Here is an 11,805-nt window from a genome sequence, read left to right as displayed (position 1 = left end):
CACGCTCCCGCACGTCCACGCCGCCGGCAGCGAGCAAATCAATCTCGCACTCGTCGGCTGCGGTGGCCGCGGCACCGGCGCCGCCAAAAACGCCATGGACCAAACCGGCCCGCCGATCAATCTGGTGGCGATGGCCGACGTCTTCGAGCATCGGCTGAAGACCAGCTACGATTCGCTTTCGAAAACCAATTCCAAGCAGGTGCTGGTGCCAGAGGACCAAAAATTCATCGGCTTCGACGGCTTCAAGAAGGCGATCGATTGCCTCAAGAAGGGCGACGTCGCCATCTTCACCACCCCGATGGCGTTCCGCGCACCGCACTTCGCCTATGCCGTGGAGAGGGGCATCAACGTCTTCATGGAAAAACCCGTGACCGCAGACGGCCCGAAGTCCCGCCTGATGCTTAAGATCAATGAAGAGGCGGAGAAGAAGGGATTGAAGGTCGCCGTGGGTTTGAACAGCCGCCACAGCCGGGGCATGCAGGAACTCAAGAAGCGGGTCGATGACGGCGAAATCGGCGACATCATGTTCATGCGCGGCTACCGCATGCAGGGGCCGCTGGGGTCGGCGTTCTCCGAAAAGTATCCGGGTCCGGATAACAACCTGCCCGGCAAACCGAGCGAACTGCTCTGGCAGATTTCGCGCTTCCACAGCTTCATCTGGGCGAGCGGCGGCTGCTTCAGCGACTTTTACATTCACCACATCGACCATCTGTGCTGGATGAAGGGCGCGTGGCCGATCAAGTGCCAGGCCATCGGTGGACGGCATTATCGCTACGACTACGTGGACCAGAACTTCGACCACTACGCCTGCGAATATACCTTCGAGGACGGCGCGAAGATGTACATGGACGGCCGCTGCATGATCGGCGCGTATGACCACTATTCCAGCTACGCCCACGGCACCAAGGGCATCGCGATTTGCGCGAAGAGCGGCGACGCGGGCCTGCCCTCCAGCACCTACAAGGGTCAGAACACCGATCGCAAAAACATGATCTGGCAATCCAATGTCCCACCCGCGGAAGTCGAGTCGCATTTCAACGAGTGGACGGATCTCGTCGACGCCATTCGCAATGGCAAGCCCTACAACGAACTCAAGCGCGGCGTCGAGGCGAGTGTCGTCACGAATATGGCCCGCTTTGCCGCGCACACGGGGCAGGAAGTGACCTTCGACGAGATGCTCAATCACGAGCACGAATACTGCCCGAATGCGGGCGAACTCACGATGGATAGCCCAGCTCCGCTCCAGGCTGGACCAGACGGAAAATATCCCGTTCCCGAACCCGGCCTCGTCAAGAAGACGGAGTGGAAGGTTTCGTAATTCCGTTACCGTCGGACAAATCGTTCAATCCCTTTCCACTTGGAGGGTAACTGCCGGGGAGGCGCGATGCCTCCCCGGCAGACTTTTTTGGAGAGACGCCGGCCAGCGCGCATCGTCGCCGCGGCCCTGAATCACTTCGTCGGCAGCTTCGATCCCCAGCCGGCCATGTAGCAGGCCAGCCCGACAAAACCGAGCCCCACCAGGCCGCAGACGATCAAGACCCACATCGTGGCTGGATCCTGGCGTCGGTTACGGAAAGCCTTCAGGGTGGTCGCCATCACCAGGAAGCCCACGAAACCGACCAGGTAACAGAGAAAGTCGACCGACGCGGAAATCTCCTTTGCGGTGGGCTTCATTTCCCCTTGGTGCCTCGGCGCTTCGCCGCCATGCGGTTAATGGCACCCGCACCCGGGCCCGCAGCCGCCCTCCCCCATCACCCGCACTTCCAGGTTGATGCCCTGAAACGCGATCTGCTCCCGCACCATGCCCAGGAAACCGACCACGTCATTGCCCGGCATGCCTACACAATCGAGCTGCAACCGCAGTTTTTTCCCGTCGAATTGTGGATACGCCTCCGCCATCTCCCCATCGAGCGCGAAGGAGAGATACGCATTGATCTTCTCCTGGAGCTGAAAGAGGCGCAGTTCCGAGCCGTCCCACGGACGTGATTCCAGCATGATCAGCGTGACCTCGCCGGTGTTGGCGTCCTCGGCGATGACGTCGATGACGTGCGCAAACTCGACGCCGCGCGGGGATGAAGCAGTAGATGATTCGGAACTCACAGGGCCAATGAATTGACCAGCCCGGGCGCGATGTCAAAAGTTACTCGCCACGGCGCTCTCGCGGAGGGAGCTTATCCCTGTCAGATTCACTCGCGCCCATGAAAGCAATCCGCGTCCCGCAATTCGGCGAACCCGAAGTCCTGCAAGTCGCCGAAGTCCCCGATCTCACACCCGGTCCCGGCCAAATCGTTGTCCAAATCCACGCCGCCGGCATCAACCCGGTCGAGACCTACATTCGCGCCGGCAAATACGCAAAGCTTCCGCCCTTGCCCTACACTCCCGGTACTGACGGCGCGGGCATCATCACCGCGCTCGGCGCGGGCGTGAACGGCTGGAAAGTCGGCGACCGCGTCTATCTGGCTGGCTCGATCTCGGGCACGTATGCCGAACAGGCCCTTTGCGAACCCGCGCACCTTCACCCCTTGCCCGAGACCCTGACGTTCGAGCAGGGCGCGGCCCTCGGCGTCCCCTACCTCACCGCGCATGTCGCTCTCTTCCATCGCGGCCAACTCCGCTCCGGCGAGATTCTCCTCATTCACGGCGCGACCGGCGGCGTCGGCCTCGCCGCCTTGCAATTGGCCAAAGCCGCCGACGTCCGCGTGCTGGCCACGGGCGGCACTGATGCCGGACGCGCACTCCTGTTACGCGAAGGCGCCTACGCCGTCTTCGATCACCACGCCGACGACTACCCGCAGCAAATTCTCGAGGCCACCGACGGACACGGCGTGGGCATGATCCTGGAGATGCTGGCCAACGTAAACCTCGGTAAAGATCTCCCGATGCTCGCCCAGCACGGTCGCGTCGTCATTGTCGGCAGCCGCGGGCCGGTGGAAATCAATCCCCGCGATCTCATGTCCCGCAACGCCGACATTCGCGGCGTGATGGTCTTCGCCACACCCGCGCCGGTCCTCACCGAGGCGCACATGGCGATCGTCTCCGGCCTGCAAGGTGGCGCGCTGCGCCCGATCGTCGCGCAGTCTTTTCCGCTGAGCGAAGCACCTCAGGCGCACGCGGCCGTGATGTCCTCCGGCGCCGCCGGCAAGATCGTGCTGACCTGTTAAAAGCCGCCTACCCTACCTGCCCGCGATGCCGCAGCGCGTGGTCCACGAGGACGAGCGCCGCCATCGCCTCGACCATCGGCACCGCCCGCGGCAGCACACACGGATCATGACGCCCGCGCGCCTGCAACTCCGTGGCCTCGCCACTGACCGTGACCGTCTGCTGCGGCTTGAAAATCGTGGCCGTAGGCTTGAAAGCGATGCGCAGGAAGATCGGCTCGCCATTGGTGATGCCGCCCTGGATGCCGCCGGAAAGATTGGTCGTGGTGCGCACTTTCCCCTTCTCCATCACGAAGGCGTCATTGTGCTCCGAACCGCGCAGGCGCGTGCCAGCGAAGCCGCTCCCAATCTCGAAGCCCTTGGTCGCGGGCAGACTCATCATGGCCTTGGCGAGCTCGGCCTCGAGCTTGTCGAAAACCGGTTCACCCCAACCCGCGGGTGTGCCGCGAATCACGCACTCGACGATGCCACCCACGCTGTCGCCCTCGCTGCGCACTTGCTTGATGAAATCGATCATCTCCTGCGCCTTCGCCGCGTCGGGACAGCGCACGATGTTCGCCTCGACTTGCTCGAGCGTCACGGTCTCCGGATCCACGTCCGCCGTTAGTTCATGGATGGTTTTGACGTAAGCCACGATCTCCAAGGCCGGCGCAATCTGCGCGAGCGCCTTCTTCGCCACCGCAGCGGCAGCGACGCGGCCAATGGTCTCGCGCGCCGAGGCACGCCCGCCACCCTGCCAATTGCGGATGCCATACTTCGCCTGGTAGGTGTAGTCGGCATGCGAAGGGCGGAAGGCCGTCTCCATCTCGCGATAGGATTCCGGCCGCGCGTCCTTGTTCATTACCGCCACGCAGATCGGCGTGCCGAGCGTCTGTCCCTCGAAGACCCCGGACAGAATGCGGCACTGGTCCGCCTCGTCGCGCGGCGTCACGATTTCGCTCTGCCCCGGCCGGCGGCGATCGAGATCGCGCTGGATGTCTGCCTCGCTCAGCGCCAGGCGCGGCGGGCAGCCGTCGATGACGACACCCACACCGCCCCCATGGGATTCGCCCCATGTGGAGATGCGGAAGGCTTGGCCGAAGTGGCTGGACATACGGGGAGAATTGGCGAGGCCGAACGCCCGCTTAGTAAACGTCCTTCTTGTAGCGCTTCTCTTTCTTCAGCGCCTCGATGTAAGCCGCCGCCTCCTCGGGCGATTTGCCGCCCTGCGACTCGGCGATCCGGTGCAACTCGGTGTCCACGTCCTTGGCCATGCGCGCGCCGTCGCCGCACACGTAAAAGTGCGCGCCTTCCTGCAGCCAGGCCCACATTTCCGCGGCGTTTTCGCGCATCTTGTCCTGCACGTAAATCTTTTGCGCCTGGTCGCGAGAGAAGGCCACGTCGAGCTTGTTCAGGACGCCATCGGCCTGCAGCGCAACCAATTCCTGCTCATAGAGGAAATCTTTCGAGCGGGTCTGCTCGCCGAAGAAGAGCCAGTTCTTGCCCTTCGCGCCAGTGACTTTGCGTTCCTGGATATAAGCACGAAACGGCGCGACGCCGGTGCCGGGGCCGACCATGATGACCGGCGTATTGGTATCCTCAGGGAGACGGAAATGCTTCGCCGTGTGGATGAAGACGCCGCCGGTCTGGTCGCCGCCCCAACGCTCCGCGAGGAACGTGGACGCCACGCCCTTGCGCTTCCGGCCATGGCTTTCATAACGCACGGTCGCCACGGTCAGATGCACGGATTCCGGATTCGCCTTGAGCGACGACGCAATGGAGTAAAGCCGCGGCTGCAGCTTGCGCAGCGTCTTCACGAATTCCTCGGCGCCCCACTTCACGGTGTGGTGGTCGAGCAGGAAATCGATGTATTCCAGTCCCCAGAGGTAATCCTCGAGCGCCTTCTTTTGCGCCGGGTCGCCGCTCAGGTCACGCAGGTCCGCTAGCGCCGGAGTCGCTTTCTCGACGATCGCCTTGAGGAATTCCTTGCTCGGCTGCGTGATGATGTAATCGCTGGTCAGCGCAGCGCGCAACGATTTCGGCTGCCCATCCGCCCCCGGCACGCTCTCTTCACCGGTGGCGCCGATGGCCACGATGATTTCATTGACCAACTCCGGGTCATTCGTCGCGAAAAGCCCCATCGAATCACCGACTTCGTAGTGCAACCCCGAGCCCGCGAGCGAGATTTCATGATGCCGCGTGTCCTTCCCCGAGCCTTCCCCGGAGAGCTTGCGATTGACAGGATGCGTGGCCGGAAAAGGGTTTTTGCGCGAATAGAGCGAAGTAGGATCGGACGACATAAAACGGCGGAGAATAGGGCGCATCCATGGGCACGGCAAGTCCGGGGTGTGCCACTTCGGCGAATGACCGATCCGGACCCTGAAAAAAAGTCGGATGCCCGGCAAAACGGCGGCGCGTAGCGCAAGTCAGCCTCGCACCGCAGGACCGGCACGGCATACTCGCAGCATGAGCCTTCAGGAACTCCAGGACGCGGTCACCCGGCTTTCCCCCGAAGATCGGGCTAAGCTGCGCGCCCACCTCGACTCACTCGAGGTATTTTCAAATCCCGAAGTGATGGAGGAATGGACTCACCACAATCGTGCAGCCGCAGCCGGGGCAGTGGTATCACGGCACGAAGCCATCGCGCGGTTGAAAGCCGCTGGCAAGCAGCTCGACTAGCACCATCGTCCTGGCATGGCGGGAGCGCGCTACTTCCTGGCCGATGCCGTCTTGACCGCGCTTTTTGCATTGAGGGATCAGGATTGCCGCCAGCTACTGGCCACATTCGACCAGATCGCCGACAGCCCGCACGCCTCCGCCATTTCCGTAGGGCACGATTGGGATGGACGCCTTGTGTACCTCGCACGGCACGGCCGCTTCGAAATCGGCCACGTCATCGCATCCGAGGCAGAGATGATCACCATTACCTTGCTTCGCCCAAGGCCAGCGTGAATGCGGAACGAAACGCCCGGCCTCACATGTTTTGCCATTCGGCATGTTGGATTCGCTGTCCGGCCTTGTCGGTGTAAACTAGGATCCAACGAAAAGGCGGCCCGCGGTGGACAAACAAGTTCAGCGTCGAATCGGGGACGACTGGCTGTGGGATCGGACGGTTGAAGGCGCGCATCTCAACGGGGTCGGTAATCGTCTGCGTGGGCGGTCCGAGTCGGGCAACGGCGGCGGAAAAAGGCGCGCCGGGAACCAGCTCGGAAACGATCGCCGTCACCTGACGCTCGGAGCGCCAGCGCAGGAACTCGATGCCGCCCACCACCGCGACGCCGCCAAGGACAGTCGCGAGCACCACCATCCCCACGATCTTGCACAGCAGGCCGAAGGCCGGGCGTTTAGTCGGTCCCATTCGGTGCGTTGCGCCCCGCGCTTCCTCCGCCGTCATGGATGTTTGGCACTTTCCGGTTTTGGCGTTTGCGTGCCGACGACAAACTGGTTCTCCGGCCCGGTCTGGCCGGCCTGCGACGGTGCGTTGCAAGCAGGAGCGGCCCCGCCAAGAAGCGGGCGACGCGTGGCGCAGCCGGAGAACAAAACCGGAAGCAAGGCAGCCAGGAAGGCAAGGGCCGCGAACTGAAACCGGTACACCGGTCGAAACAACCACGCCCAACGCGAGGGAGTGACCATCGAGCCATCGGGACGCAACTCATAGGCGATACACGCCCCGCTCGTGGACTCGGCAACGAAGCGCTCCCGTTCGCGCGCAGACATGGCCGAGAGATTGTAGACGTGCAACTGGCAGTGCCCACAGAAACGCCGCGGGTCGTCACCGTCGAGCTCGGCCCAATGTTTCGGGCAAGGTGTGCCGACTTGAAGAGGGGGCTTGGATCTCACAGGCATAATGGTCGACGAATTCCGCCATGGGCGCAAATTGGGAAGCGGCGATCTGCCGAAAGTGGCGCACGGTTAAGCGATGGGGGATTTGTTGGGCGCATGTGCTGTCGAGAACCTGCCCGCGACTACGCGGAATCGATAAGCCAGGATCAGAAACGCCACGATAACTACGAGGGCGTCAAACCACCGACGATCAAAGAGTGCGACCACGATCGCTGACGGGGCGCCAATGTACCTTGCTGCAAAAGATGCACGCCGGAACCAGGCAGCCCACACCGAATAAGGGAACAGCGCTGTGCCTAAACGCTCGTTGAAATCGATGACGCCCTTGAAGAAGTTGGGCGCAAAGAACGCCCCAATAGCAGCGCCTGCCAATTCAGCAATGGAGAGCCACAGGTTCATATATGCGAGTCTCCCAACGACCCCAATTCCGCAACCGCGGAAGACAGCGGAGGCACTTGGTCAGGCGTTGCGTTCATGGAAGATGCCAAGTCGGGGAAACGGCAGGGTTATACCGCCCCCCGTTTCGCCAGCATATCATAGTAGACCTTGTTCCACCACTTCACGGCCTGCACGTGCTGGTCCGGTGAGAGCCACGTCCTGTTCTCCTCCGCCGTGGGATCGCCGCCAAATAAAATAGGCTTCACGTACCACTTTATCTTCTTCGCAAATCTCTCATCCGACTCCAGAGGCAACGCCGTCTCCGGAAAGCGGAACGGCGCGAGCTTGGCGCGCTCCAACGGGACCGTGGGGACGGAGAAATACCGGCCCTCCCGATCACAGAGGATAAAATCGTCCCACCCTTTTAATCCGACGATAAAATAGCCGGGCAGATACTCGGCCAGTCCATAGAGCACGGCCAGATGTTCCGCCTCCTTCTGGTCTTCGCACATCGACCAATAATCATCATTGCACCAACCTTCACGCATAGGGGTCTAGATAGTGTTCACGAATTCGCGAGGAGAGAAGCAGTTTGGTTGTCACGGCCAGAACAGGCCAAAGGCCTGATCCAAGCCAGCCCAGGGCAGAGCGAGTCTGCGAGCGTCGCCCTGGGTATCGAGTTAAAAGGCGCCCAGCCCCGAAGTGGGCGCCACAAGGGCCGATTCGTCGACCGCGCAGCTACTTTGTTTCGCCCTTTCAGGGCTCGCCGCTCGTGAGATGCATCACCCAGGCCGGCGCTCGCAGACTCGCTCTGCCCTGGGCTGGCTTGTCTGCGGACCTTTGGCCCTCACCTCCACCGCAATTCGTGAACACTCCCTAACGCTCTCAATCGCGAAATCGCGGGAAACCGTGGAAGCACGGCGCAAGGGTGGGTGGTGGGTTGGTGGTCATCAAAAGTAGGCTTCGAGCCAATGCCCGCGCTCTCCCCAAAAAACGCACCAGCGTCCCGCCGACTGCACGACATCGAGATGAAATTCGTCCGTCTCGGGATCTTCGGCGAGATGGACGGTCGCCAGGTCAATGTGCTGCGCCGTCGCAAACGCCGACGCGCGCTGCAAGAGTGCACGACCGTAGGCCACGGTGTCCGCCGGCGCTTTCGAGTTCCAGGCCGCGTTGAGCAGTTCGGGGCCGATGATCGCCGTGCAATCCTTCAAGAATTGGCCGCGGAAAGCATACGCCTCCACATAGCCGCCGGGGCTGCCGTTGGTATAGCGGGGCAGGCCGTCGCAGGGTGGAACCAGGGCCAGCGCGCGAAAGCCATTCATCCCGCGCACGAATTGTTCTTCGGTGAGCGATTTGTCCACGCGATGGACGGCTTGCTGGCGCGCCCATTCGGTCGCTGCCGCATCGGCGCCCACCGCCGGCACGCCAAGCGTGTCGAACGCGGTAAGAGTCACCTCGCCGAACCGCCGCACCTTGGCGGCGCGCCGCCAGCACCACTTGGAGTGAAGCTTGCGCCAGAGTTTCTCAAACTCCGCTTCGCCGCCGGGTTTGGCTTTCGGTCCGGGGTTCCAGTCGAGGCCCATGGCTAGGCACTTGGTGGCCACGGGAAGCGGCGGGTAAGTGCATGTGATATGCGACGTGCGAATACCCAAAACACGGAAAGAAAGCACACAATCAAGCCCACAGAAAAGACGGACCGAAGCCGGAAACGAACCTGGGGCCACATGGATGGACCGCGAAAGCCCTCACCGCGAATGTAGTCGATGGGGATTTCCAGCAGCTCGAAGGCCAGTGAAAGGACGGCAACCACCGCGCACGCGAAAGTGACGACGCGAATGATGGTGAACATCATGGCCAAGGCCGCCGAGGAACCAGCGGGTGCCGTCGCCGCGGCGGCAATGAAGAGGCTGGCGGCATATACACAGCCCGCGACAACGAGATAAATGGCGATCTGGGAAATCTCACGCGTATCCGAAAAGTCGAAGCCCCCCGTGCGCTCCTCCTGATAGGAGTAAATGCGGGCAGCGACGGGGTGACTCGCCCAAAGAATGAAGCGCAAAACCGCCCAGCCTGCCAGGACAAGGGCCAGTGATCGTATAAAAGTGGCGGCTAAAATGGTGCTTTGACGCATAGCGCGCGTAGGCAGGAGTCAGGGGTTTCCCGTCGCATTGGAAGTGAGTTCCGTAGCTGGTGGAGCATCCAACGGCCGGTGCGTCGCGATGGAAGTGCGAATGTCCGCGAGTCGCTCGTCGGACCAGAAGTATCCACCCCACGAGCCATTGGCAGGAATGACGATGGCGCCGTGCGCGGTCGCCAAATCGGTAGCCTCGCAAGTAAAGTCACGGGCTGCGAAGACGAGTGACGCGCCGAAATCGGTTCCGATCCGCTCGACTGCTTTTCGTGCGATACGGCCCGTGACGACCTCATCGCGAAAGACGGTCGCCGTGACCGGTTCGGTGATGCTGCGCGGCAGTTGTGCATCGAAAGCTTCCGGCAGAATCCTGGCGAGCTTCGCTCTGGAGACTTTCTTGTAGATGGTCGATTTCACGATTTGTTGACCAACCCCATTTTCACTCTCACTGCAGCACTTGGCTAGAGCGTGTTCTGAACTTTAGCCGTGAGGAAATGGCTGTACATGGTAAATTCCGTCCTGCATCACGCTGGGGATGGCAAAAAAGATCTTCAAAACCGGCAGCGGAAAAACGACCTATCCGAGCGATGTCACCGATGAGGAATGGGTGTTTTGCGCGCCCTATTTGACGTTGATGAAGGAGGAGGCCCCGCAGCGTGAGCACAGCCTGCGTGCGGTTTTCAACGCCGTGCGTTACCTGGTTCGCGGGGGTATCCCTTGGCGCATGATTCCGAACGATTTTCCACCAGCGTCGATCGTTTACCAGCAGACGCAGCGGTGGATTGCGGCGGGGTGTTTTAAAGCTCTGACTCATGATCTGCGCAAATTGTTGCGGCTGTTGACCGACAAAGCCGCTGCACCTTCGGCGGCCATTCTCGATGGCCGCACCTTGCAAAGCACTCCGGAGAGCGGTGCGCGCGCCGGCTATGATGGGTACAAGCGCAAGAAAGGCTCGAAGGTGCATATCGCCGTCGACACGCTCGGCCATTTGCTGGCCTTGAAGGTGACGCCCGCCAACGAGCAGGAGCGTGCCCAGGTCGAAGATCTCATTGAGGAGGTTCAAGAGGTTACCGGGGGCAGTGTCAAAGCGGCCTTTGTGGACCAGGGCTACACCGGCGAAGAACCGGCCGCACAAGCGGCTAAACACGGCGTGGAATTGATCGTGGTCAAACTCACCGAAGCCAAGCGCGGCTTCGTCCTCCTCCCCAGGCGTTGGGTGGTGGAACGCTCCTTTGCTTGGGCCAGTCGCTTCCGCCGATTGGCACGTGACTATGAGCGCTTGCCTTCGTCGGTCGCCGGTCTGCACTGGCTCGCTTTCCTCACTCTCATGCTCCAATCTCTCCTCCGCTAAAGTTCAGAACACGCTCTAGCCGTTGTGGGTTTTGTCATTTGCGGTTGCGAAGTACGCCAGTGACAGTCTCGAAGGCGTCAGCGACGCTGATGCTGAAAATGCCGCCCTTTCCGGCGTCGAATGCCTCGCGCCACATACGATAGCCTTCGACGAAGTCAGGAACTGGGCCGGACTCGCGTTCCAGCGTCGTGACGCTCTGTTCGATGGCAGACTCAGCAAATGGCAAATGCTGAATCGATGTTTGGCCGTCTCCGTAGGAAACGCCGGAAAGAGCGATGTGAACAATGGTGCCGACCTTGCCGCCGTTCTCGACGCGCAGGATGGTAAGTCTGGCGTTGGGCTGGCCCGGAGGCGTCTTGAAAGCCCAAGTCTGGCCCGCGTGAAACTTGGAGGCAATTTGTGCGGAAGTAGTCGGTCGCGTGGGCGCGGGGGTAACGAGGCCGACAGTTTTGTCGGTTTCGTGACCTATGACTGTTGTCTGAGGAGGCTTCTTTGAACAGGCGCTGAAGAGGAAAGAAAATAATCCCATAGTGATCAAAAGCGTTCGGCTCATGTGCTAGACGTAGGTAGGGTCAGATAAGATGAAAGCAGTTCTGCTGCGAGCGTTCATCTCCATGTGACGGATGGTGCCATGTCTGGATGGTTGCGCTGACAATCGGCGAAACAAGTCTGGAGCTGTTCGTAGGCTCTGGGAACAACGGTGCGCAGATGCTCAGTGCTGAACAGAACCAACCGACTCGGGAAACAACCGTAGCCAGTAAGAACGTCCCAGAACGCATCCCAGTTGCGGCCGTAGAAATGTGGAAAATGAAGCGCACTGGCGAAAAGCTCGTGAACCTCATCCTCGGAAGTGATGCCCGCGAAGTCGAGATGCACCTCGGCCTCGCTTTCCCGATTGGCGTCGAACTTCGTGTTACTCATTGGGGTGACGGGATCAGACCTGTTCGCTGAAGCGCATCGTC

The 11,805-nt window shown here is 61.3% G+C and carries 18 protein-coding genes; 5 read left to right on the top strand and 13 right to left on the bottom strand.

Annotated elements, in window-relative coordinates; genetic code table 11:
- Positions 1 to 1,318: Gfo/Idh/MocA family oxidoreductase (locus ABJF10_RS23850; RefSeq protein WP_348547124.1), on the top strand; the 1,318-nt coding region annotated here is incomplete at its 5' end.
- 131 nt (positions 1,319 to 1,449) lie between these two features.
- Here ABJF10_RS23850 and ABJF10_RS23845 read toward each other — a convergent pair.
- Together ABJF10_RS23845 and ABJF10_RS23840 are read right to left on the bottom strand one after the other, a co-directional pair.
- Entirely contained in the window at positions 1,450 to 1,674 is a 225-nt protein-coding gene (locus tag ABJF10_RS23845; RefSeq protein ID WP_348547123.1) for a hypothetical protein, read from the bottom strand.
- 36 nt (positions 1,675 to 1,710) lie between these two features.
- Positions 1,711 to 2,100, bottom strand: a complete 390-nt coding sequence (locus ABJF10_RS23840) for a DUF6572 domain-containing protein (protein ID WP_348547122.1) — start codon at positions 2,098 to 2,100, stop codon at positions 1,711 to 1,713.
- A 98-nt stretch (positions 2,101 to 2,198) separates the two neighbouring features.
- On the opposite strand from ABJF10_RS23840, the gene ABJF10_RS23835 reads away from it, so the two are divergent.
- Positions 2,199 to 3,161, top strand: a complete 963-nt coding sequence (locus ABJF10_RS23835; protein ID WP_348547121.1) for an NADPH:quinone reductase — start codon at positions 2,199 to 2,201, stop codon at positions 3,159 to 3,161.
- Between the two features lie 7 nt (positions 3,162 to 3,168).
- On the opposite strand, the gene aroC is transcribed toward ABJF10_RS23835, so the two are convergent.
- Together aroC and ABJF10_RS23825 are read right to left on the bottom strand one after the other, a co-directional pair.
- Complete coding sequence (aroC, locus tag ABJF10_RS23830; protein WP_348547120.1) at positions 3,169 to 4,251, bottom strand: chorismate synthase; 1,083 nt, start codon at positions 4,249 to 4,251, stop codon at positions 3,169 to 3,171.
- 31 nt (positions 4,252 to 4,282) lie between these two features.
- Complete coding sequence (locus ABJF10_RS23825) at positions 4,283 to 5,437, bottom strand: sulfite reductase subunit alpha (RefSeq protein WP_348547119.1); 1,155 nt, start codon at positions 5,435 to 5,437, stop codon at positions 4,283 to 4,285.
- Between the two features lie 166 nt (positions 5,438 to 5,603).
- Here ABJF10_RS23825 and ABJF10_RS23820 point away from each other — a divergent pair, with 166 nt between their 5' ends.
- Both ABJF10_RS23820 and ABJF10_RS23815 read left to right on the top strand, forming a co-directional pair.
- Positions 5,604 to 5,816, top strand: a complete 213-nt coding sequence (locus ABJF10_RS23820; protein ID WP_348547118.1) for a hypothetical protein — start codon at positions 5,604 to 5,606, stop codon at positions 5,814 to 5,816.
- 15 nt (positions 5,817 to 5,831) lie between these two features.
- Positions 5,832 to 6,089, top strand: a complete 258-nt coding sequence (locus ABJF10_RS23815; RefSeq protein WP_348547117.1) for a hypothetical protein — start codon at positions 5,832 to 5,834, stop codon at positions 6,087 to 6,089.
- A 22-nt stretch (positions 6,090 to 6,111) separates the two neighbouring features.
- Here ABJF10_RS23815 and ABJF10_RS23810 read toward each other — a convergent pair whose 3' ends face one another.
- The 7 genes from ABJF10_RS23810 to ABJF10_RS23780 form a co-directional block, all read right to left on the bottom strand.
- Positions 6,112 to 6,495, bottom strand: coding sequence for a hypothetical protein (locus ABJF10_RS23810; protein ID WP_348547116.1), 384 nt, complete (start codon positions 6,493 to 6,495; stop codon positions 6,112 to 6,114).
- Positions 6,496 to 6,527: 32 nt separating this feature from the next.
- On the bottom strand, positions 6,528 to 6,983 hold the full coding sequence (locus tag ABJF10_RS23805; RefSeq protein WP_348547115.1) for a hypothetical protein: 456 nt from the start codon (positions 6,981 to 6,983) through the stop codon (positions 6,528 to 6,530).
- 66 nt (positions 6,984 to 7,049) lie between these two features.
- Complete coding sequence (locus tag ABJF10_RS23800; protein ID WP_348547114.1) at positions 7,050 to 7,379, bottom strand: hypothetical protein; 330 nt, start codon at positions 7,377 to 7,379, stop codon at positions 7,050 to 7,052.
- A 107-nt stretch (positions 7,380 to 7,486) separates the two neighbouring features.
- The gene (locus ABJF10_RS23795; RefSeq protein WP_348547113.1) at positions 7,487 to 7,906 is read right to left on the bottom strand and encodes a hypothetical protein; all 420 of its coding nucleotides are present in this window, start codon (positions 7,904 to 7,906) and stop codon (positions 7,487 to 7,489) included.
- 402 nt (positions 7,907 to 8,308) lie between these two features.
- Positions 8,309 to 8,965, bottom strand: a complete 657-nt coding sequence (locus tag ABJF10_RS23790) for a hypothetical protein (protein WP_348547112.1) — start codon at positions 8,963 to 8,965, stop codon at positions 8,309 to 8,311.
- Positions 8,947 to 9,492 carry a hypothetical protein gene (locus ABJF10_RS23785; protein ID WP_348547111.1) on the bottom strand — a complete coding sequence of 182 codons (546 nt, stop codon included), beginning with the start codon at positions 9,490 to 9,492 and terminating at the stop codon, positions 8,947 to 8,949. Before ABJF10_RS23785 ends, ABJF10_RS23790 begins: the two co-directional genes overlap by 19 nt.
- A gap of 18 nt (positions 9,493 to 9,510) precedes the next feature.
- Complete coding sequence (locus ABJF10_RS23780) at positions 9,511 to 9,909, bottom strand: hypothetical protein (protein ID WP_348547110.1); 399 nt, start codon at positions 9,907 to 9,909, stop codon at positions 9,511 to 9,513.
- 118 nt (positions 9,910 to 10,027) lie between these two features.
- Here ABJF10_RS23780 and ABJF10_RS23775 point away from each other — a divergent pair, with 118 nt between their 5' ends.
- On the top strand, positions 10,028 to 10,843 hold the full coding sequence (locus ABJF10_RS23775) for an IS5 family transposase (RefSeq protein ID WP_348547109.1): 816 nt from the start codon (positions 10,028 to 10,030) through the stop codon (positions 10,841 to 10,843).
- Between the two features lie 34 nt (positions 10,844 to 10,877).
- On the opposite strand, the gene ABJF10_RS23770 is transcribed toward ABJF10_RS23775, so the two are convergent.
- Positions 10,878 to 11,396 carry a hypothetical protein gene (locus ABJF10_RS23770; protein ID WP_348547108.1) on the bottom strand — a complete coding sequence of 173 codons (519 nt, stop codon included), beginning with the start codon at positions 11,394 to 11,396 and terminating at the stop codon, positions 10,878 to 10,880.
- A gap of 53 nt (positions 11,397 to 11,449) precedes the next feature.
- Positions 11,450 to 11,805: barstar family protein (locus ABJF10_RS23765; RefSeq protein WP_348547107.1), on the bottom strand; the 356-nt coding region annotated here is incomplete at its 5' end.

It is taken from the genome of Chthoniobacter sp. (genome assembly GCF_040003245.1).
GTDB lineage: Bacteria > Verrucomicrobiota > Verrucomicrobiia > Chthoniobacterales > Chthoniobacteraceae > Chthoniobacter.
The sequence above is the reverse complement of the archived record's forward strand: the minus strand, read 5'-3'. Positions and strand labels throughout refer to the sequence as shown.

Coding starts and splice junctions, on each gene's coding strand:
- ABJF10_RS23775 (WP_348547109.1), top strand. CDS start 10,028: ATGGCAAAAAAGATCTTCAAAACCGGCAGCGGAAAAACGACCTATCCG.
- ABJF10_RS23785 (WP_348547111.1), bottom strand. CDS start 9,492: ATGCGTCAAAGCACCATTTTAGCCGCCACTTTTATACGATCACTGGCC.
- ABJF10_RS23805 (WP_348547115.1), bottom strand. CDS start 6,983: ATGCCTGTGAGATCCAAGCCCCCTCTTCAAGTCGGCACACCTTGCCCG.
- ABJF10_RS23845 (WP_348547123.1), bottom strand. CDS start 1,674: ATGAAGCCCACCGCAAAGGAGATTTCCGCGTCGGTCGACTTTCTCTGT.
- aroC (WP_348547120.1), bottom strand. CDS start 4,251: ATGTCCAGCCACTTCGGCCAAGCCTTCCGCATCTCCACATGGGGCGAA.
- ABJF10_RS23835 (WP_348547121.1), top strand. CDS start 2,199: ATGAAAGCAATCCGCGTCCCGCAATTCGGCGAACCCGAAGTCCTGCAA.
- ABJF10_RS23820 (WP_348547118.1), top strand. CDS start 5,604: ATGAGCCTTCAGGAACTCCAGGACGCGGTCACCCGGCTTTCCCCCGAA.
- ABJF10_RS23810 (WP_348547116.1), bottom strand. CDS start 6,495: ATGGGACCGACTAAACGCCCGGCCTTCGGCCTGCTGTGCAAGATCGTG.
- ABJF10_RS23795 (WP_348547113.1), bottom strand. CDS start 7,906: ATGCGTGAAGGTTGGTGCAATGATGATTATTGGTCGATGTGCGAAGAC.
- ABJF10_RS23815 (WP_348547117.1), top strand. CDS start 5,832: ATGGCGGGAGCGCGCTACTTCCTGGCCGATGCCGTCTTGACCGCGCTT.
- ABJF10_RS23825 (WP_348547119.1), bottom strand. CDS start 5,437: ATGTCGTCCGATCCTACTTCGCTCTATTCGCGCAAAAACCCTTTTCCG.
- ABJF10_RS23800 (WP_348547114.1), bottom strand. CDS start 7,379: ATGAACCTGTGGCTCTCCATTGCTGAATTGGCAGGCGCTGCTATTGGG.
- ABJF10_RS23770 (WP_348547108.1), bottom strand. CDS start 11,396: ATGAGCCGAACGCTTTTGATCACTATGGGATTATTTTCTTTCCTCTTC.